Source organism: Collinsella aerofaciens (assembly GCF_005844325.1).
Lineage (GTDB): Bacteria > Actinomycetota > Coriobacteriia > Coriobacteriales > Coriobacteriaceae > Collinsella > Collinsella aerofaciens_G.
The window spans coordinates 16,782-34,687 of sequence record NZ_SPFY01000025.1 but is presented as its reverse complement, the minus strand read 5'-3'; the positions used below and the strand labels follow the sequence as shown (position 1 = coordinate 34,687).

The following is a 17,906-nucleotide window of genomic DNA, read 5'->3' as shown; positions in this document are numbered from 1 at the left end:
GCAGGAAGCTTGGATACGCCTAGGCGCGGTCCAAGAAATCGTCCGCACCCCCATATGACACGACGTACGATTCAGCTAATAATGCGGGCAATAACGGTACGCCCCATCTTTCTGGCGGCGGTCACGGCAAGAACCAAGATATTGATGCCTACAATAAAGATGTATTTCGCACGAACGGCCATGCGGATTTCTTTCTTGCTGCAACGGGACACAGCGATCCAATCGCAGCGGTGATCGGCAAGATGCTTGGTGGCGGTGACGCCAAGTTTTCGGGAAGCATTGAACTTGAAAAGAAGATTAGTATTCCGGCTAATGGTGGTGTTCAGGTCAAGAATAGTATCGGCTTGTCTTCGGGTGTTAATGCCGGAGATGATGCTGCGACGGCTGCGCAGGGTCTTGCCACAACCTTCATCACTGGCAACTATTCCTGGAACCATGGCGGCGGCATCATGTCGAACGGCGACCTGTACTTGGGTCAGCCAGCAGATACGTATGTTTACCCGAGCCTTAAGCTGAAGGCGACCAAGGCGTTGAAAAATACGCAAACCGGAAAAGAAGAAACGCCCGCCCCAGATCAGTTTTCCTTCGCGGTTTATCGCAAGGATTCGGCTACTGCGACGGCGCCTTCTTGGAAAAATGGCACATTCAACGATGGTGGCTGCAACTTTGTTGAGCGTGTCAAGAATGACGCTAACGGCAACATCACGTTTGACCTTGGTGAGCAGTTTGCAGCGAGCGGTACGGCTGACGAGATTACATACTACTTGGTTGAAGATGCTGGCAATGATCACAACATCACGTACGACTCTGCCGTGTACGAGATTGTGGTGACGGCCGAGGACCACACGACTGTGCTCATGTCTGTTCCGACGCAGAAAGATCCGAACTCGACTAAAGATCTCAGAGTTCATAACTACACGATTAATGGCATGACTGTAACCAAGCACTCCGGTGGTTCAACTAGCGAGCCGCGTCCTGTGCAGGCAGATTCTGACGGCTATTATTCCGTCCCTGGCTCCAATGGGAAAAAGACCTTCACCAACGTGTACACTCCGTACGAATCTACCGGCTCCTGGATTCCCAAGGCGACTAAGGTCGTTAAGGGTGGCGAGATGAAGGAGTTTACGCTCGAGTTTGCGGATAACCCGGACTTCAACAGCGCTCAGACGGTTAAGACTCGGGTCGATGGCGACAAGTCCCAGACGCTTTCGTTCTTAAATGCGTCTGGTGAGGGGATTAAGTACTCGCTCTCTGATATCACGAAGAAACCCTTCACTGCCGGTGATCCTACGGGCCGTGGCGCTTCCAAGACCTTCACGTACTACGTGCGCGAGAAGAATGAGAGTTCAATTTTCTCGCATTACAAGTTCGATCAGTCGGTCTATAAGCTTGATGTCACGATGACGGATCAGAAAGATGGCACGATCACTGCCACGAAGGTGACCTACACCCAGATCAAGGATGCTGACGGTAATGCCATCGACGAAGGCAGGCAGACTCCCGTGGATTACAACGATGGATCCGATACTACCAAGCCCAAGTCCACCCCCACCTTCACCAACACCTACTCAACCTCTTTGCCCCTTTCTGGTATGTCGGGCGTCACGCTGACGTACCTTGCCGGTGCGGCGGTGCTTTGCGCTGCTGCGGCCTGGATGCACATTCGTCGCAAGGCGAATGCGAAGGGAGGTGAGCGTCGTGAATAAGAAAGTTTGCTCCTTCCCGATCTTGTTTGCGCTGCTTGCCCTCGTGATCGGCACCTGCGCGGTTGTGTTCCCCGCATCCGCGCAGGCCGCGCCGACCTCGACCGGTTCCATCACGGTGAGCGGCACCGTGGCGAGCAGCTACGACGCCTACCAGATCTTTAGCGCCAACGTCATCGATGGCGATAACGACGCTAAAATCGCCACCGACCTCGCCTGGGCAAGCGATGCCGTGCGCGACGCCGCGCTGCCTGTGCTGCACAGCGCCGGCATGTCCAAATCCCAGACAACCGCGCAGGAAGCTGCCGAGTGGCTCAACACCGATTCCCACCTTACGAGTGCGCTGAGCGCACAGCTCGCTCGTTCCCTCCAGAGCTCTGGTGCCGTGTCCGTGGCCCTTAATGCGAGCACGGCGGCCGAGCTGCCCTGCGGCTACTGGCTCATCGTCGCCGACGACGACGCCATCGCCCAGGGCGAGGCCGGCACCGCGCCGATCATGGCCCTGGTGGGCGGCAGCGCCGTCACCGTCAAGCCCAAGGCGGCGACGCCCAAGGTGTCCAAGCACGTGCTGGAGGACAGCACCGCCGCATGGCAGAAGGCCGCCGACGCCACGGTCGCCGACGACCTGTACTGGCGCCTCTCGGCCACGGTCCCGGCGGGGCTCACGGCCTACGACACCTATGCGGTGCAGTTCGTCGACACCATGAGCGCGGGGCTCGACCCCTCCAAGGTCGCCGCGAGCATGCGCGTGTACGTGGCGGCGGGCGCGGACGGTGGCTTCGGCGCCGTCTCGGCCGGCAAGGACGGGCGCGCCGGCACCGAGCCCGCGAAGGGCTGGACCGACATCACGGCCCAGTGCAGGGTCTCGGTCGACGGCAAGACCTTCACCGTATGCACCGGTGACCTGATTGCCGCGCTCGGCGGGACCGACACCTTCACCGCAGGCGCCCGCGTGGTCGCCGTGTACAATGCGCCGCTCAACAGCGTATGCAACCACGGCATCGCGAAGGGCAACCCCAACGAGGTCTACCTGCGCTACCCGCGCTCTCCCTTTGCCGACCAGTCCGGCGACGCCGGCTTCACCCGCACGCCGAGCGATGACGCGTGCGCCTACATCTGGGATCTCGCGTTCACCAAGCGCGGCAGCGACGGCGACAAACCGCTGCCCGGGGCGGTTCTGAGCATCGCCGACGACCGCGGTCGCACGCTGGCGGCCGATGGCACGTGGGATGCAGAAGGCAAGGCCACCGTTACCACGGGCGAGGACGGCCGCGTGACCGTCTCGGGCGTGGACTCGGGCAAGCTGGAGGTCCGCGAGCTCAAGGCGCCCAAGGGCTACACCGCCTTTGAGGGCACGCGCTCCGTGACGGTCAAGGCCGAGGGCCTGGACGTCGACCAGGTGGCTGCCGCCAAGCCCAAGCTCACCATTACGGCCGAGTCGCCCCTGCGCGCCGACAGCGCGGACGGGTCGACGGGCAGCCTGGAGGCGTCGATCATTAATACGCCCACCGGCACACCCCCTAGCATCACCACCGGAGGCTTTATACCCTTGACTGGCGATATGGCAATGTACGCCGTGGCCGCCGCAGCGGTCGCCGGAGCTGCACTGATCGTGGTCGCGCTCCTGATCAAGCGGGGAGGTGGCAGCCATAAAGAGTAGCTGGCAGCCCCACAGAGAGCGGGGCGAGACGTAGCGAAGCAGATGCTAAGACACAGACAGATGATGACCGATCGAATGAGAACCAACCGGAAAACGGAGGAAAAGAAGATGAGCATGAACAAGAACATCGCACGCCTGGCAGTAACCGCCGGCCTCACAGCAGCGCTGAGCTTCGGCGGAGTTATGGCGCCGGTGACCATGGCGTTTGCAGCGGAGGGCGACGATACGATCACGATCACGCAGAACGAGAACAATGGAGCCACCAAGTTCAAGGCATATCAGATCTTTAAGGCCGATGTCGTGGACAAGGACGGGCAGAAGGTCGCGTCCAACGTCGACTGGGCGAGCGACCAAGCGAGGGATGCCGTTCGCGGCGTCCTTACGTCTGAAAACGCGCCAGGCATCACCAATTCGTCGACCGCGCAGGAGGTCGCCGACTACCTTTCTGAGGCGATCATGGATACCACTCCTACCACGGTCGTGAAGAAGGACGATCTTCTCAATAAGATTGCCCTGGCTGTCGAGAAGGACGTACCCGCGACTGGCGTGGTTTTTGATGCTGGCACCCCCTTTACTGCCACGAGCAAGGGCTACTACCTCTTCCTGACCGATACCTCTTCGATTGGAACCAAGGACGATTACGCCGATAAGAAGCAGACCGGCACCTCGCCGATCTTCGCCGTCGTGGGCGGCAAGGCCGTGGCGGTTGTCGAGAAGACGGATATTCCCACGGTCGAGAAGAAAATTAAGGACGACAAGTCCGTCAGCAATTGGGCCGACAAGGGCGACTCGCAGATGGGCCAGCCGGTCAACTATCAGCTTACCGGTACCGTCGCCAAGAACGTCGATACGTTCAAAACGTATTACTACCAGTTCCACGACGAGCTGTCCGCCGGCTTGACCGCCGATAAGACTTCCGTTGAGGTCAAGGTCGACGGGACTAAGATTGCTAGCGACAAGTACATTGTTGACTATGATCAGGCGAACGGCAATAACCTCCTGACGGTCACGTTCAACGATCTTAAGAGTTCGGGCGTAACCATCAAACCGAATTCTAAGGTCGTTGTCACCTACACCGCCAAGCTCGATCCCGACAAGGCCGAAAACGTCGTTGTCGGTGGCGAGGGCAACGACAACAGCGTCAAGCTCATCTACTCCAACAACCCCGGCCACGACTCCAAGGGCGAGTCCGTGCCCGACACCGTGCGCGACTACACCTATGCTCTCAAGCTCGTCAAGGAAGACTCTGTGGATACGGACCAGAAGCTCAAGGGCGTAAAGTTCACCATCCAGGCGACTGCGCCCGACGAGGACGTAGCTCAGGGAACGACTGCCCAGTGCGTCCAGAAGAACGGCTCCCTCGGGGACAGTAAGTATGAGTTCACAACGAACGATCAGGGTGAGATTTCCGTCAAGGGCCTCGATGCTGGCACCTACACGGTGCACGAGGTTGAGGGCAGTAACCCTGGCTACAACACGCTGGATGACTTTACCTTCACCATTACCGCCGCGGGCCTCGATAAGGCGGAGGGTGACAACACGTTGAGCGTCACTACAGGTAAGAACGGTTCGAACCTTGTTGATACTCCGAGCATCAATGGCGGTACTGTCACCCTCACCGTCAGGAACAAGAAGGGCTCCGGCCTCCCGCTGACCGGCCTCAATGGCGTGACCTTCACTTGGATCGCTGGTGGCGCGGTGCTGTGCATCGGCGTGGCGCACCTCATCCGCAGCCGTAAGCAGGCTGAGGAGTCCGAGCAGGAGTAACGCTCGCTTACCCATCCCTTTGGCAGGTGGGATGTAATGGCCATGAGACTTGCGGACACTTTTCTCGTCCATCCACGTTCTTGCTTTGCCATTCTCTTTTCGGGGCAGACTCCGCACTGGAGTTTGCCCCGTTCTTTTTGGATAACACAGGCAGCCTCCACCGTCCGATGCGGACTCATCCGTCATCGCGTTTCTTGACTCGCATGAAGTTCGGTTTAAGGTCCGTAGGCGCACGCGCAGTGCGGACGGTGGAAGGCATTTGCGCCGCAACAAGCGCAAATAAGAATGCCCGGGGGTCGGATTCCGGGCATTTAACAAAACCAGAAAACTAGGCCGCCCGCGCTCTCTTTCATTTACGCGGGATGCGTCGTTTCCTATTGACATTGTATCCCGAACTGCTCTGCTGATTCGCGATATTTTGAAAACTCAAATACGGGCCTATGCCCGGCGGGGGAGCCTTCCAATCGGCTATTATTTGTTCAGACAACCTGAGCTGTAAAGGAGTGACCGGCGATGGTGCAGGGCGCCAAACATATGAAGAGCAATAACGCCGCGGACAACGGTGGCTCAAGTCCTCAGCCCCAACCTCAGCCAAAGCCCAAGCGCCGCCGCAAGCGACTGCCGCGCTGGGCCGATCGGCTCATCACCATCGTCATCATCCTTATTGGCGTGGGCCTTATGACCTGGCCGTGGATCTTGGACCGGCTCGAGGCCTCGGGCGTGTTCAACCAGATCAGCACGGTGTCCAGCACCGTGGACGCGCTGTCTGCCGAGGAGCGCGAGCGCATCCTGCTCCAGGCGCGCTCCTTTAACGAGCGGCTGGCGGGCGAGGCCACCGAGCTTCCCGCCGACCAGATCGAGCCCTACGCTCAACAGCTCATCTTTGACCGCGACCCCATGATGAGCTGGGTCGAGATCCCCTCCATCGACGTGAGCATGCCCATCTACCACGGCACGAGCGAAGAAGTCCTTATGGCGGGCGTCGGCCACCTGGAGGGCACGAGCCTGCCGGTGGGCGGCACATCGACGCATTGCGTGCTCACCGCGCACTCGGGCATGCGCAACCTGAGCATGTTCGACGACATCCACTCGCTGGAGCCCGGCGACCTGGTACTGCTGCACACCATGAACAAGACGCTCGCTTACAAGATGGTGGACTCCGAGGTCGTGCTGCCCGAGGAGATGGAGTCGCTGACCATCGAGCCCGGTGCCGACAAGGTGACGCTCGTCACCTGCACGCCCTACGGCGTGAACGACCATCGCCTGCTGGTGCATTGCGTGCGCACCAAGTACAACAAGAAGGACGTCGACAAGCAAAAGTCGCTGGCCGGCCGCCACTGGGGCAAGCGCGAGTTTGCCGTGCTCATCGTGGTCGTAGCCATTGTGCTGTTGCTGCTGGACATCGTGATCCACGCGGTCCGCAGGCGCCGCAAGGCCAAGGCCTCGGCATAAGACATTCTTCAGAACCACCACAATGGGGACAGGCACCTTTGTGGTGGTCGGGACTTCCAAGCCATCACAACATTCGATGAAAATCTCGATTTTGACGAAAAGCGTCGAATGTTGTGATGCTTTTCGTTTCGGACGGGATGCTTTTCGTTGTGGGCGGGACGGTTTTCGTTGTGGGCAGTACGGCTTTCGCTATGGACGGTGCGGTTTCGCTGTAGAACCGCCGGCCCGCCGCCTGCCAGCCCGCCGTCCTCGTTACGTTTTCGCTGCATTTAGGTAAAGCACCTGCTCCAAGCGGCGTTGCCTTGTATACTAGAGCGGTTTATCTGTTATGCGGAAGGGAGCGCCTATGGCACTCAGCGAGAAAGACGTGCGCGGCATCGCCGAGTACGCAAAGATCGCACTGACCGATGACGAGCTCACCCAGATGACGTCCTACCTGAACGACGCCGTCCAGATGCTCGAGCCCGTCTTGCAATATGACTTGCCCGACGTGGAGCCCACGTTCCATCCCATCGGAAGCCTGTCCAACGTGATGGGCGATGACCTGCGCGAGCCCGAGCGCGACCTGCCGCTCGACGTTGCGCTCGAGAACGCCGGCAGCGCGCGCGACCGCTACTTCCGCGTGCCGTCCATTTTGGGAGAGGGGGAGAGCGAGTAATGGCGCTAAGCTTCGATTCCCTTACCGCCGCCCAGATCGCCGCGGGCGTTGCCGCCGGCGACTTTACCGCTACCGAGGTGGCCCAGGCCTCCCTTGCCGCCATCGAGGCGCGCGAGGGCGGGGTCCAGGCATTCCTGCAGGTGGCGCCCGAGCTTGCGCTCGAGGCCGCCGCGCGTGTGGATGCCGACCGCGCCGCAGGCAAGCCGCTGCCCCCGCTTGCGGGCGTGCCGCTGGCCATCAAAGACAACATGAACCTCGTGGGCACGCGCACCACTTGCGCTTCCCGCATGCTCGAGAACTACCAGAGCGTCTACACCGCCACCTGCGTCCAGCGCATGCTCGATGCCGGCTGCCTGCCCATGGGCAAGGCCAACATGGACGAGTTTGCCTTTGGCAGCTCCACCGAGAGCTCGGCGTTCCACCGCACCAACAATCCCTGGGATACCGAGCGCGTGCCCGGCGGCTCTTCGGGCGGCTCCGCTGCAGCCGTCGCCGCAGGCGAGGTCGCGCTCTCGCTGGGCTCGGACACCGGCGGCTCCATTCGCCAGCCGGCGTCGCTGTGCGGCGTGGTGGGCTTTAAGCCCACGTATGGCGCCGTGAGCCGTTACGGCGTGGTCGCCTTTGGCTCGTCGCTCGACCAGGTGGGCCCCTTTGGCCGTACGGTCGAGGATGTCGCGCTGGCCATGAACGCGCTTACCGGCGCGGGCCGCGATCCGTACGACTGCACCAGCCAGGATTGCGCCGTCGACTTTACCGATCACCTCAACGACAGCATCGAGGGCAAGCGCGTGGGCATCATCCCCGCGTTTATGGAAGCCGAGGGCCTGACGTCCGAGGTCAAGGCTGCTGTTCAGCGCGCCGCCCAGGAGCTGCAGAACCAGGGCGCCGAGCTGGTCGAGGTCGATCTGCCGCACCTGGACGCCGCTATCGCCGCCTACTACGTCATCGGCCCGGCCGAGGCGTTCTCCAACCTGGCCCGCTTCGACGGCATTCGCTATGGCTATCAGGAGGAGGGCTGCGCCAACCTGTCCGACCAGAGCTCGCTTTCGCGTGCCCACGGCTTTGGTGCCGAGGCCAAGCGCCGTCAGATGCTTGGCGCCTACCTGCTGAGCTCGGGCGTGTACGACAAGTACTACTACGCTGCGCAAAAGGCCCGCACGCTCATCACGCAGGACTACGACGCCGCGTATGCCAAGGTGGACACCATCCTCATGCCCGCCTCGCCGCGCACGGCCTTTAAGTTTGGCGAGATCAGCGACCCTACGCAGATGTACCTCTCCGACCTGTACACCATCTCGCTCAACATTTGCGGCAACGGTGGTATCTCGGTGCCGCTGGGTCTGGGCGAGGATACTCAGCTGCCCGTTTCTGCCCAGCTGGTGGGTCCGGCCTTTAAGGACCGTCAGCTGCTCACGTTTGCCCGCGCCCTGGAGCGCGGCTTTGCCGATGCCGCCACGGGTGCGCCCGCGCTTTCCGTCGCGCCCGATTTTGCCGGGAAGGGAGGCGAGCTGTAATGAAGGAGCTTTCCGAGGTCCTGCAGGATTGGGAGGCCGTGATCGGCCTGGAGATCCATACCGAGCTCACCGCACTCGATACCAAGATGTTCTGCAACTGCAAGCTCAGCCACGATGACGAGCCCAATGCTAACGTGTGCCCGGTGTGCCTGGGCCTGCCCGGCGCCCTGCCGGTGCCCAACAAGCGCGCCATCGAGAGCATTGTCAAGGCCGGTCTCGCCACTAACTGCGAGATCCAGCGCCACTCGATGTTCTACCGCAAGCACTACTTCTATCCCGACATGGCCAAGAACTTCCAGACCACGCAGGGTCCGGTCGCCTTTGCCATGTACGGTCACCTGGATCTGGACGTGACCGGTCGCGGTGCCGCCGAGCGCCCCGACTGCGCGTTTGGCGAGGCCGAGGCCCAGAGCCTGGCGAGCGCCTCGGCCAACGCCGAGGGCCTGTCCACGTCCATGACGTCGACCATGCGCGAGGGTAATCAGCGTGCCGGCCACCTGGCCAGCTATGACGCGTCCAACCTGCAGATGCCCGAGCGTCGCGAGGACGGTTCCTACACGGTGCCCATTCGCATCCTGCGCATCCATATGGAGGAGGACGCCGCCAAGATGGTGCACGTGGGCGGTGCCGAGGGCCGTATTACGGCCGCTGCCGAGTCGCTCGTCGACTACAACCGCTGCGGCACGCCGCTCATCGAGCTCGTCACCGAGCCCGATTTGCGTACGCCCGAGGAAGCGCGTCTGTTTATGGAAAAGCTCCGTCGCATCTTTGTGACGCTGGGTATTTCGGACTGCTCCATGGAGAAGGGCTCCATGCGCTGCGACGGCAACGTGTCGCTGCGCCGCCGCGGCGAGACCAAGCTGGGCACCAAGACCGAGCTCAAGAACCTTAACTCGTTTAAGAGCCTGCACGATGGCCTTGCCTACGAGATTTGCCGCCAGGCCGAGGTGCTCGAGGAAGGCGGCATCATCTATCAGGAGACCCGCCACTGGGAGCCCAGCCGCAAGCGCACCGTGGTCATGCGTGTGAAGGAAACGGCAGACGACTATCGCCTGTTCCCCGATCCCGACCTGGCGCCGTTCGACCTAGACGACGAGTTCATCGACCGCTGCCGTGGCGAGATCCCCGAGCTGCCCGATGCCAAGCGCGCCCGTTTTGAGGCCGACTTTGGCATTAAGGCGGCCGACGCCGAGCAGATCGCCGGCGACCCCGAGTTTGCCGAGTTCTTTGAGGCCGCCGCTGCCGGTATGGCTGGCAAGGAGGCCCAGACGGTTGCAAACTTGCTGGTCAACGAGATGATCGCCTACCTTAAGGGCGCGGGTGTCTCGCTGACCGAGTCCGGTATTGCGCCGGCTCAGGTGGCAGCCCTTGCCAAGCTGCTGGCGACCGATGCCATCAGCTCCAACCAGGCGCACGAGGTCTTTGAGGCCATGGCCCAGACCGGCGACGACCCCAACAAGATCGTCGACGAGCGCGGCATGCGTCAGGTGAGCGATGCCGGCGCGCTGCAGCCGATCGTGGACGAGGTGCTGGCAAACTGTGCCGATCAGGCGCAGCAGTATCGTGACGGTAACCAAAAGGTCATCGGCTTTTTGGTGGGCCAGTGCATGAAGGCGAGTCGCGGCAAGGGCAACCCGAAGCTCTTCAACGAGTTGCTGAGAACGTCGCTCTCGTAAGCGGGAACCCGGGAGCCCCGGCAGGGCGGGTGCTTCCTCAAAATTTCGAACAGTCCTGCGCAAGACGAAGGCCACATTAAGTGGCCTTCTTTGCGTGCGGAACTCATTTTGAGGAAGCACCCGCCCTGCCGGGGCTCCCGGGTTCTACAACGACTCGGCCGTTCGGGTCAGGCGGGCTGAATGGAATTTGGTGAATGAGGGTGCCGTTGGCGCCCTCATTTTTTGTGCGGGTGGCAAAGGGGCTGTCCCTTTGGTCACATCGCGCATCAAGATTTCCAAAAAGTTAACCTTTGTTGAACTTAATAGTTAGATAAACTAAACTATTTTCCAAAAGTGTGCTCGAGCAAACTTGTTTACTCGGGTGCTGAGGCACCGTGCCGCGTCCAATGCGGCAAAAGGGAGAAGCAACATGAAGAAGTCGACGTTCAATACCCTGCTTGTCGGTGGCGGTTTTCTGCTTGGCACGGCCGGCATCAAGCTGCTCACCAGCGCTCCGGTCAAGAATGCCTGCGTGCAGGGCATCGCGTGCGGTATGCGCGTCAAGAACTGCTACCAGGACATGGTCGAGCAGGCCAAGGCTAATGTCGACGACATGGTTGCCGAGGCGGCCTACATCACCCAGAGCGAGGCCGCTGCTGACGAGGCAGCCGAGTAACGCTCCCAGGCACAAACTATGAGATTCTCGATTATTAGCGAGATCCCCGGCAGGACCCGTCTTCAATTGGCGGGTCCTGTGCCAGAGAGCGATCTCGACGCACTTCTTAAGCTTGGCGGCGACATCGATGGCGTGCACAAGGTGCGCGTGTATGGCCGCATTGGCCAGATGGCGTTGGAGTACGACGAGCCGCGCCGCGCAAGCGTGCTCGACGCCCTAGGCGCACTCGATGCTCAAGCTATCGCCGATGCCAAGTCGGGCTACGTGATGCAACTCGAGCCGCGCAAGCACAAACTCGTTATGGACCTGGCGACACTCGTCGGTGCCCATTACGCACGTCGCTGGTTCTTGCCCACGCCCCTGCGCGCGGTGTTTGTCGTGGCCGGTTACATGGCATTTTTGCGCGCCGCCCTCCGTGAGCTGGCGCAGCCGCGCCTGACCGTTCCCGTGCTCGACGCTTCGGCCATTGGCATTTCGTTCGTCAAGCGTGATGTCGACACCGCGGGCCAGACGATGTTTCTGCTCAACGTGGGCGAGCTGCTCGAGGACTACACCCGCGCCATGAGCGAAAACGAGCTCATCAACTCGCTGCTCGATGTGCCCGACAAGGCGCAAAAGGTCGTCGGCGACACCGAGGTAAGCGTTGCCGCGACCGAGCTTGAGCCCGGCGACTTGGTCGCCGTGCGAACTGGCATGTCCATTTGCATCGACGGTGTTGTCGAGCAGGGGAGCGCTATGGTCAACCAGGCGACCCTGACCGGCGAGCCGCTTGCCGTCGAGCGCAGCGCAGGCGACGACGTGTTCGCCGGCACTGTCGTGGAAGACGGCAGCATCTTGGTGCGCGTGCGCGCCAACACGGCGCAGACCAAACTGCGCTCGATCGTCTCACTCGTGCAGACGGCCGACTCGCTCAAGTCCGAGGGCCAGTCGCACATGGAAGACCTCGCCAACAAGATCGTCCCGTGGAACTTCCTGCTTGCGGGCTTGGTTGCGCTTGCCACCCGCAGCCTCATCAAGACCTCAGCGGCACTGATGGTCGACTACTCGTGCGCACTCAAGCTCACGGGCTCCGTCGCCGTCATGACTGCTATGAGCGATGCTGCCAAGATGGGCGTGATGGTCAAGGGCGCGAAGTACTTTGAGTCGTTTGCCAAGGCCGACACCATTGTGTTTGATAAGACCGGCACGCTCACCGAGGCGCAGCCGCGTCTTGTCTGCGTACTCACCACCGATGGCTGGAGTGAGGACGAGGTCCTGCGCCTTTCCGCTTGCTTGGAGGAGCATTTTCCGCATCCGGTGGCGCGCGCCGTGGTCAATGCGGCACGCGAGCGCGGGCTCGAGCACCGCGAGCGCCATGCCGCCGTCGAGTACATCGTGGCGCACGGCATCGCTTCGTCCATCGAGGGGCGTCGCGCCATCATCGGTTCCGCGCACTTTGTATTTGAGGACGAGAGCGCGCAGCTCGATTCCGACATCAAGGAACGCATTGAGTCCCAGATGCAGGGTCTGTCGCCGCTGTATCTGGCGGTCGACGGCACCGTTGTGGGCGTGCTCGGTATCGAGGACCCGCTTAAGCCCGGGGTCCGCGAGGCCATCGCCGACTTGCACGCGTTGGGCGTTAAGCACGTGGTCATGCTCACGGGCGACTCGGAGCGCACGGCCGAGCGCATTGCGCGCGAGGCGGGTGTCGACGAGTTTAAGGCCGAACTGCTGCCCGAGGACAAGTACGCCTATGTTGAGCGCATTAAGAGCGAGGGGCGCCACGTTGCCATGGTGGGCGACGGCGTCAACGATTCGCCGGCGCTGGGCCTGGCCGATGTGGGTCTGGCCATGGGCGGCGGAAGCGACATCGCCAAGGAGGTCGCCGATATCATCCTGACCGATACGGATCTGGCTGCAATCGTGCGCCTGCGCCGCATGAGCCAGGGGCTTATCGACCGTCTGACGAGTTCGTATTCCAAGGTGATGCTCACCAACTCGGCGCTGTTGGCATTGGGCATTACCGGCATGATCACTCCGCAGACGTCGTCACTGCTGCACAACGGCTCGACGATTGCCTACAGCCTGAGCAACGCGAAGGCTTACCTGCGTTAGCAGACGTGTTCGTCCACGTTATCTGGCCTGCGCCCAGACGGCATCGGTGTCGTCCGGGCGCAGGCTTTTTGCATTTGACCATTTGCTAGCTTTTTTATATATTGGTGCTAGCAAGGCTAGCAATTGAAGGGAGTGGGATCGACGTGGGTGCTGTTAGCGGCATGGCGCAGGTGAACGTTCGCGTGGATCGCCAGGTCAAGGATCATGCGGAGGAAGCGCTTCGGCTTTCGGGCGCCTCGCTGCCCGAGCTCATCAAAAAGGTGGTGGCCAAGGTCGCGCAGGGTGGCGGGCAGTGCGAGGAAGTGCTTGCGGCCGTCGACGACCGGCGGCAGACCGTCGCGCACGATACTCCGTTCGCCGCATCATGGGCGGCGGCGGATCAGCTTTATGCGGACCTGGGCATTGCTACGTCGCCCGTATCCGACGATCGCGACTGGGACGCAATCTATTCCGAAGCCATGGACGAGCATTATCGCCAAAAGGGGATGATCCAGTGAGTGGGGCGCCTCTCAAGATCATGGTGGATGCCAACGTATGGGTTGATTCGTTTTGCGTCGACCATGCCGAGTCGCTTGCTGCGCGTGCGTTTATTGGGCGGGCGACGGAGACGGGGGCGTTACTGTTCTTCCCGGTGCATATCGCTAAGGACGTGCTGTACGTTGTCCAACACGAGCTGAAGCGAAGCGTTCTTGCCAGCGGGGGAGCGCTCGACGAGGCTTCTGCCCGCGCGATTGGTGATGCGGCGTTGGCGTTTGTGCGGAACATGACCGAAAACGCCACGGCCGTGGGTGCAGATGCGTCGGACCTTTGGCTTGCCGACAAATACTTAGCGCTCCATCGCGATTACGAGGACAACTTGGTGCTCGCTGCGTGCAAGCGCGCACAGGTCGATTACTTGGTGACTAACGATCGCAAGCTGCTCGAACATGCCGATCTTGCAGCAAAGACCCCGCGCCAAATGATGCCGATTCTTGCTTTGGCCGAACGCGGCGACGCGGCTATCGGTTGACGCGAACTGTTTGCGGGCCTCTTGGACGACGATGCGCCAAGGGGACCCGCGTCTGCTATTTACAAAAGCTCGGCCATGATGGCGGGGCTTTCTGCGAGCTGCTCGGCTGCCTTTTCGTCGGAGCTGTCGAGTGCTGCCAGACTGCGGTAGACCCACTCGTTGACCTGGGTGTTCTTGACGCCTGCGGTCTGCATAAGGGCGCCTACCTCGCGGATTGCTGCGAATAGATCGGCCTTGGGCCCCGCGAGCTCGACCTCGATGCCGTGGTAGGCGGCCACGCCGCGGTTCTCACTCACGTGGTCGATAAAGCCCTCGACGGTCTCAAGCTGCTGGGCGAGAGCTGCATCATCGTCAGCGTCCAGCGCAACAAGGGCGTTCGAAACCGTGAGGGCGGGATGTCCGCAGGGGACAAAGCCTTCGATGACATCCATAGCTTCGGTAATGGTTGAACCCAGGCCTGCGAGGGCATTGACGAGTTGCTGCTTGGTATCCATAACGGTCCTTTCGACGGGTCAATTTTGCTTGGCGAAAATATACGTGACGCGATCGGTAGCAAAAGTGCGAAGTGCGGCGCACATTGGGGTCTTCACAGCTCGTGCATAGAACAGCTGTCCGCTTTCAGAACGTGGTAAGATAACACTCCACAAGCGGGGCTCGCCCTGCATGTTCCTTGAAAAGTCGACGGGTGTTGGGTGCTCGTGCCCAATGCCATCCAGACTTCCCGACATTCGGGGGCGACTGGTTTCGACACGATAGCTCTGAGAGAGGAAGCAAGCCGAGGTCTCCTCGCCTCGTTAAACAGGGGTACCGTCAAATTGAATTGACAACAACTCTTCTTTTGAGCCTATGGCTCTCGCTGCTTAATTTATAGCGGCGCGTCAACCCGGTGATTTCCCCGCCACCGGTGCGACGTCATATTAGGGGAATGCTCCTGCGCACGTAATCGGTATGACGCAGGCTAAGACCGAACCGGTTAGGACGTTGCGAGCGTGTCGCTGCGCGCAAAGCGTCCGAGACTAAACCAGCGACTGAGCTTGGAGATGCCAATCAGGGGGCTTTCGTGGACCGGAGTTCGATTCTCCGCGCCTCCACCAATAGTTACAAGCAGGTAGAGAAGTGTCTCTACCTGCTTTTTTATTACTTACAGATACCGCGGAGAATCGAACTCTATGCAGGGCGCGGGCGTAAAGAAAACGCGTAAGCGTTTTTAGCCCGCGGGCGAGGACGCCGGCAGGCGGCCGAAGCCGGTGCGGATTTGCGAAGCAAATACGCGGATTCTCCGCGCAAAGCCTCAGCCAGATATAGATGAGATGCCGACCGGGCGTCATGCCCCGGTTTCAACCCATCAACGGATCCCCCCCACCCGCGGAGAATCGAACTCTGTGCAGGGCGCGGGCGTAAAGAAAACGCTACGGCAACGCAGACCGGGACACGCTTTCCCGATGGCAGCCCAGGCGGAAAGCGCGTCCCGGAATCCGCGCTCAGACTGGGACGTAGTTTCCGGATGACACATCAAGCGGAAAGCGCATCCCGGAATCTAAGCTCGAAATGGGATTCATTTTCCTGATGACGGGCTCAGCGGAAAATGCGACCCGGAATTTGCTCTGAGAACGGGACACGCTTTCCCGCCGACCGCTCCGCCCTCCTCAACTCCAAAAACTGCGCGCTCGCCATCCCAAAACTGGGTAGAAGAAAGCCAAAACGCAATCGCAGGAGGTCAACATGACTGCAGAAGATAAGGCAAAGAACGCTGGCAAGGTCGCGCTCGTTTTGGAGGGCGGCAGCTTCCGCGGGCAATTTACCGCAGGCGTGCTCGACGTCCTCATGGAGGCTGGCGTCGAGATTCCGGCTGTCTACGGTGTATCGGCCGGCGCCCTCAACGGCGTGAACTACAAGTCGCACCAGATCGGTCGTGCCAACCGCATCAACCTGGCTTTCTGCAACGATAGCCGCTTCATGGGTGCCGCATCGTTTGCGTCCACGGGCTCCATCGTCGGCTACGACTTTATCTTCAACGATGTTCAGGACCGCCTGGATCCCTTTGACAACGAGACGTTCGACGCCAGTCCCATCGAGATGTACGCCGTCGCGACGGACATGCTCTTTGGAACCGCCACGTACCTCCCGGTTAAAAGCGCCGTGCTCGACCTCGACGCCGTGCGTGCCTCGACCTCGCTGCCGCTGGTGACGCCGCCAGTCGAGATTGACGGGCACAAATACGTCGACGGCGGCGTAGCCGATTCGATCCCCATCGAGCACGTGCTGGAGGAGGCGGGCTTCGACCGTGCGGTCGTCATCGTCACGCAGGACCGCTCGTACGAGAAAAAGCCCTACGAGTTTATGCCTGCCGCGCGCGCCCGCTATGCCGACTACCCCTATCTGCTCGAGGGAATCGAGACGCGTCACGACCGTTACAACATCCAGCGCATGCACCTGTGGAAGTATGAGCGCGAGGGCCGTGCGTTGGTCGTTGCTCCGCAAAAGCCGGTCGAGGTCGGTCATGTCGAGCACGATCCGGCAAAGCTCCTCGACCTGTATATTCAGGGCCGCCAGGAGGCAAAGCGCTTGCTGGGAGATATCGAGGCATTTGTCGAGCGCTAGTGTCGCGACATCATGACCCATGGATGACATGTGCAGAAACTCTGGTCGGAGCCAAAATACCTGTTGACTCGTACGGCGAGCGGGGTAATATGGACGGGTTACTTGCAGAGCCCCGTGAATCTCTGTAACAACACGTACTGTACATGGAGGAGTCTAAGTGATTTCGAAATCGACTCACTACGCCAAGCAGGGCGAGGTCCAGCGCAACTGGGTTCTCGTCGACGCCGATGGTGCTGTCCTGGGCCGTCTTGCCACCCAGATCGCAATGATCCTGCGCGGTAAGAACAAGCCCCAGTTCACGCCCAACAGCGACTGCGGCGACTTCGTTGTCGTCATCAACGCCGATAAGGTCCAGCTTACCGGTAACAAGGCCGACACGAAGACCTATTATCGCCACAGCGGCTACAACGGCGGCCTCAAGGCTGAGAGCTTCCGCCAGGCTATGGAGAAGCACCCGGAGAAGGTCATCGAGCGCGCCGTTCGCGGTATGCTGCCCAAGACCACCCTCGGTCGTGCCCAGATGACCAAGCTTAAGGTCTACGCTGGTGCCGAGCATCCGCATGCTGCCCAGAACCCCACGAAGATTGAGCTGGAGGCTTAAAGATGGCTGAGAACACCGTTGTCTACCAGGGTACCGGCCGTCGTAAGAACGCCGTCGCCCGCGTCCGTCTCGTCCCCGGCACCGGCAAGGTGACCATCAACAAGCGTGACGCCGAGCAGTATTTCGGCCGTCATCAGCTCGTTGAGAACGCCCTTGCTCCCTTCAAGGTGACCGACACCGCCGGTCAGTTCGACGTTATCGCTCTGTGCGATGGCGGCGGCATCTCCGGTCAGTCCGGCGCTCTGCGCCTGGGCATCGCTCGCGCTCTTCTGAACGCTGGCGACTACCGTGCTGACCTCAAGAAGGCCGGTTTCCTTACGCGCGATGCTCGCGTGGTCGAGCGCAAGAAGTACGGCCTCAAGAAGGCCCGCCGCGCTCCCCAGTTCTCCAAGCGCTAAGGTTTTATCTCCTTTCGAGATACAATGTACAAGCGGGGCCTGCCGATTCCTCGGCGGGTCCCGCTTTTCTTTTTCGACTAGGGTGGGCGGTTGCATATCGCCTGCTAGGGAAGGAGCA

16 protein-coding genes and 1 other RNA gene are annotated in these 17,906 nt (G+C 60.8%); 15 read left to right on the top strand and 2 right to left on the bottom strand.

From position 1 onward, the window contains the following. Window positions 1-71: 71 nt before the first annotated feature. A complete protein-coding gene (locus FGQ61_RS09830; protein WP_271737562.1) occupies window positions 72-791 on the bottom strand; it encodes a hypothetical protein in 720 nt (239 codons plus the stop codon). Between FGQ61_RS09830 and FGQ61_RS09825 the strand changes: the two genes are divergently transcribed. The 11 genes from FGQ61_RS09825 to FGQ61_RS07860 all read left to right on the top strand — a co-directional run bounded on the left by FGQ61_RS09825 (window position 765) and on the right by FGQ61_RS07860 (window position 14,188). Continuing rightward, window positions 765-1,706 carry a Spy0128 family protein gene (locus FGQ61_RS09825; protein ID WP_347496363.1) on the top strand — a complete coding sequence of 314 codons (942 nt, stop codon included), beginning with the start codon at window positions 765-767 and terminating at the stop codon, window positions 1,704-1,706. The genes FGQ61_RS09830 and FGQ61_RS09825 overlap by 27 nt on opposite strands. After that, complete coding sequence (locus tag FGQ61_RS07905) at window positions 1,699-3,363, top strand: SpaA isopeptide-forming pilin-related protein (protein ID WP_138375157.1); 1,665 nt, start codon at window positions 1,699-1,701, stop codon at window positions 3,361-3,363. Before FGQ61_RS09825 ends, FGQ61_RS07905 begins: the two co-directional genes overlap by 8 nt. A 114-nt stretch (window positions 3,364-3,477) precedes the next feature. Beyond that, window positions 3,478-5,130, top strand: coding sequence for an isopeptide-forming domain-containing fimbrial protein (locus FGQ61_RS07900; protein WP_171021554.1), 1,653 nt, complete (start codon window positions 3,478-3,480; stop codon window positions 5,128-5,130). A 534-nt stretch (window positions 5,131-5,664) separates the two neighbouring features. Then, window positions 5,665-6,582, top strand: a complete 918-nt coding sequence (locus FGQ61_RS07895) for a class C sortase (protein ID WP_171021553.1) — start codon at window positions 5,665-5,667, stop codon at window positions 6,580-6,582. A 346-nt stretch (window positions 6,583-6,928) separates the two neighbouring features. Next, window positions 6,929-7,240, top strand: coding sequence for an Asp-tRNA(Asn)/Glu-tRNA(Gln) amidotransferase subunit GatC (gatC, locus tag FGQ61_RS07890; RefSeq protein WP_055287082.1), 312 nt, complete (start codon window positions 6,929-6,931; stop codon window positions 7,238-7,240). Then, entirely contained in the window at window positions 7,240-8,754 is a 1,515-nt protein-coding gene (gatA, locus tag FGQ61_RS07885) for an Asp-tRNA(Asn)/Glu-tRNA(Gln) amidotransferase subunit GatA (protein WP_138375154.1), read from the top strand. The genes gatC and gatA overlap by 1 nt, the downstream gene beginning before the upstream one ends. After that, window positions 8,754-10,430: an Asp-tRNA(Asn)/Glu-tRNA(Gln) amidotransferase subunit GatB gene (gatB, locus tag FGQ61_RS07880; RefSeq protein ID WP_138375153.1), complete on the top strand. Its 1,677-nt coding sequence runs from the start codon at window positions 8,754-8,756 to the stop codon at window positions 10,428-10,430. Before gatA ends, gatB begins: the two co-directional genes overlap by 1 nt. Before the next feature lie 409 nt (window positions 10,431-10,839). Continuing rightward, the gene (locus FGQ61_RS07875) at window positions 10,840-11,085 is read left to right on the top strand and encodes a DUF6110 family protein (protein WP_022094642.1); all 246 of its coding nucleotides are present in this window, start codon (window positions 10,840-10,842) and stop codon (window positions 11,083-11,085) included. A gap of 78 nt (window positions 11,086-11,163) precedes the next feature. Next, on the top strand, window positions 11,164-13,179 hold the full coding sequence (locus FGQ61_RS07870) for a heavy metal translocating P-type ATPase (RefSeq protein WP_249360962.1): 2,016 nt from the start codon (window positions 11,164-11,166) through the stop codon (window positions 13,177-13,179). Between the two features lie 143 nt (window positions 13,180-13,322). Next, window positions 13,323-13,676: a hypothetical protein gene (locus FGQ61_RS09585; RefSeq protein ID WP_171021552.1), complete on the top strand. Its 354-nt coding sequence runs from the start codon at window positions 13,323-13,325 to the stop codon at window positions 13,674-13,676. Beyond that, on the top strand, window positions 13,673-14,188 hold the full coding sequence (locus FGQ61_RS07860) for a type II toxin-antitoxin system VapC family toxin (protein WP_171021551.1): 516 nt from the start codon (window positions 13,673-13,675) through the stop codon (window positions 14,186-14,188). The genes FGQ61_RS09585 and FGQ61_RS07860 overlap by 4 nt, the downstream gene beginning before the upstream one ends. A 59-nt stretch (window positions 14,189-14,247) precedes the next feature. On the opposite strand, the gene FGQ61_RS07855 is transcribed toward FGQ61_RS07860, so the two are convergent. Beyond that, window positions 14,248-14,682 carry a hypothetical protein gene (locus tag FGQ61_RS07855; protein WP_138375149.1) on the bottom strand — a complete coding sequence of 145 codons (435 nt, stop codon included), beginning with the start codon at window positions 14,680-14,682 and terminating at the stop codon, window positions 14,248-14,250. A 236-nt stretch (window positions 14,683-14,918) separates the two neighbouring features. On the opposite strand from FGQ61_RS07855, the gene ssrA reads away from it, so the two are divergent. The 4 genes from ssrA to rpsI all read left to right on the top strand — a co-directional run bounded on the left by ssrA (window position 14,919) and on the right by rpsI (window position 17,788). Further along, window positions 14,919-15,282, top strand: a transfer-messenger RNA (tmRNA) gene (ssrA, locus tag FGQ61_RS07850). A 628-nt stretch (window positions 15,283-15,910) separates the two neighbouring features. Next, a complete protein-coding gene (locus tag FGQ61_RS07845; RefSeq protein ID WP_138375148.1) occupies window positions 15,911-16,789 on the top strand; it encodes a patatin-like phospholipase family protein in 879 nt (292 codons plus the stop codon). A 157-nt stretch (window positions 16,790-16,946) separates the two neighbouring features. Next, window positions 16,947-17,390, top strand: coding sequence for a 50S ribosomal protein L13 (gene rplM / locus FGQ61_RS07840; RefSeq protein ID WP_022094635.1), 444 nt, complete (start codon window positions 16,947-16,949; stop codon window positions 17,388-17,390). A gap of 2 nt (window positions 17,391-17,392) precedes the next feature. After that, window positions 17,393-17,788: a 30S ribosomal protein S9 gene (gene rpsI, locus FGQ61_RS07835; protein ID WP_022094634.1), complete on the top strand. Its 396-nt coding sequence runs from the start codon at window positions 17,393-17,395 to the stop codon at window positions 17,786-17,788. Window positions 17,789-17,906 lie beyond the last annotated feature (118 nt).

Bases quoted from the DNA above. Each gene is read 5' to 3' on its own strand.
- FGQ61_RS07900 (WP_171021554.1), top strand. From the start codon at position 3,478: ATGAACAAGAACATCGCACGCCTGGCAGTAACCGCCGGCCTCACAGCA.
- FGQ61_RS07895 (WP_171021553.1), top strand. From the start codon at position 5,665: ATGAAGAGCAATAACGCCGCGGACAACGGTGGCTCAAGTCCTCAGCCC.
- gatC (WP_055287082.1), top strand. From the start codon at position 6,929: ATGGCACTCAGCGAGAAAGACGTGCGCGGCATCGCCGAGTACGCAAAG.
- gatA (WP_138375154.1), top strand. From the start codon at position 7,240: ATGGCGCTAAGCTTCGATTCCCTTACCGCCGCCCAGATCGCCGCGGGC.
- gatB (WP_138375153.1), top strand. From the start codon at position 8,754: ATGAAGGAGCTTTCCGAGGTCCTGCAGGATTGGGAGGCCGTGATCGGC.
- FGQ61_RS07875 (WP_022094642.1), top strand. From the start codon at position 10,840: ATGAAGAAGTCGACGTTCAATACCCTGCTTGTCGGTGGCGGTTTTCTG.
- FGQ61_RS07855 (WP_138375149.1), bottom strand. From the start codon at position 14,682: ATGGATACCAAGCAGCAACTCGTCAATGCCCTCGCAGGCCTGGGTTCA.
- FGQ61_RS07845 (WP_138375148.1), top strand. From the start codon at position 15,911: ATGACTGCAGAAGATAAGGCAAAGAACGCTGGCAAGGTCGCGCTCGTT.
- rpsI (WP_022094634.1), top strand. From the start codon at position 17,393: ATGGCTGAGAACACCGTTGTCTACCAGGGTACCGGCCGTCGTAAGAAC.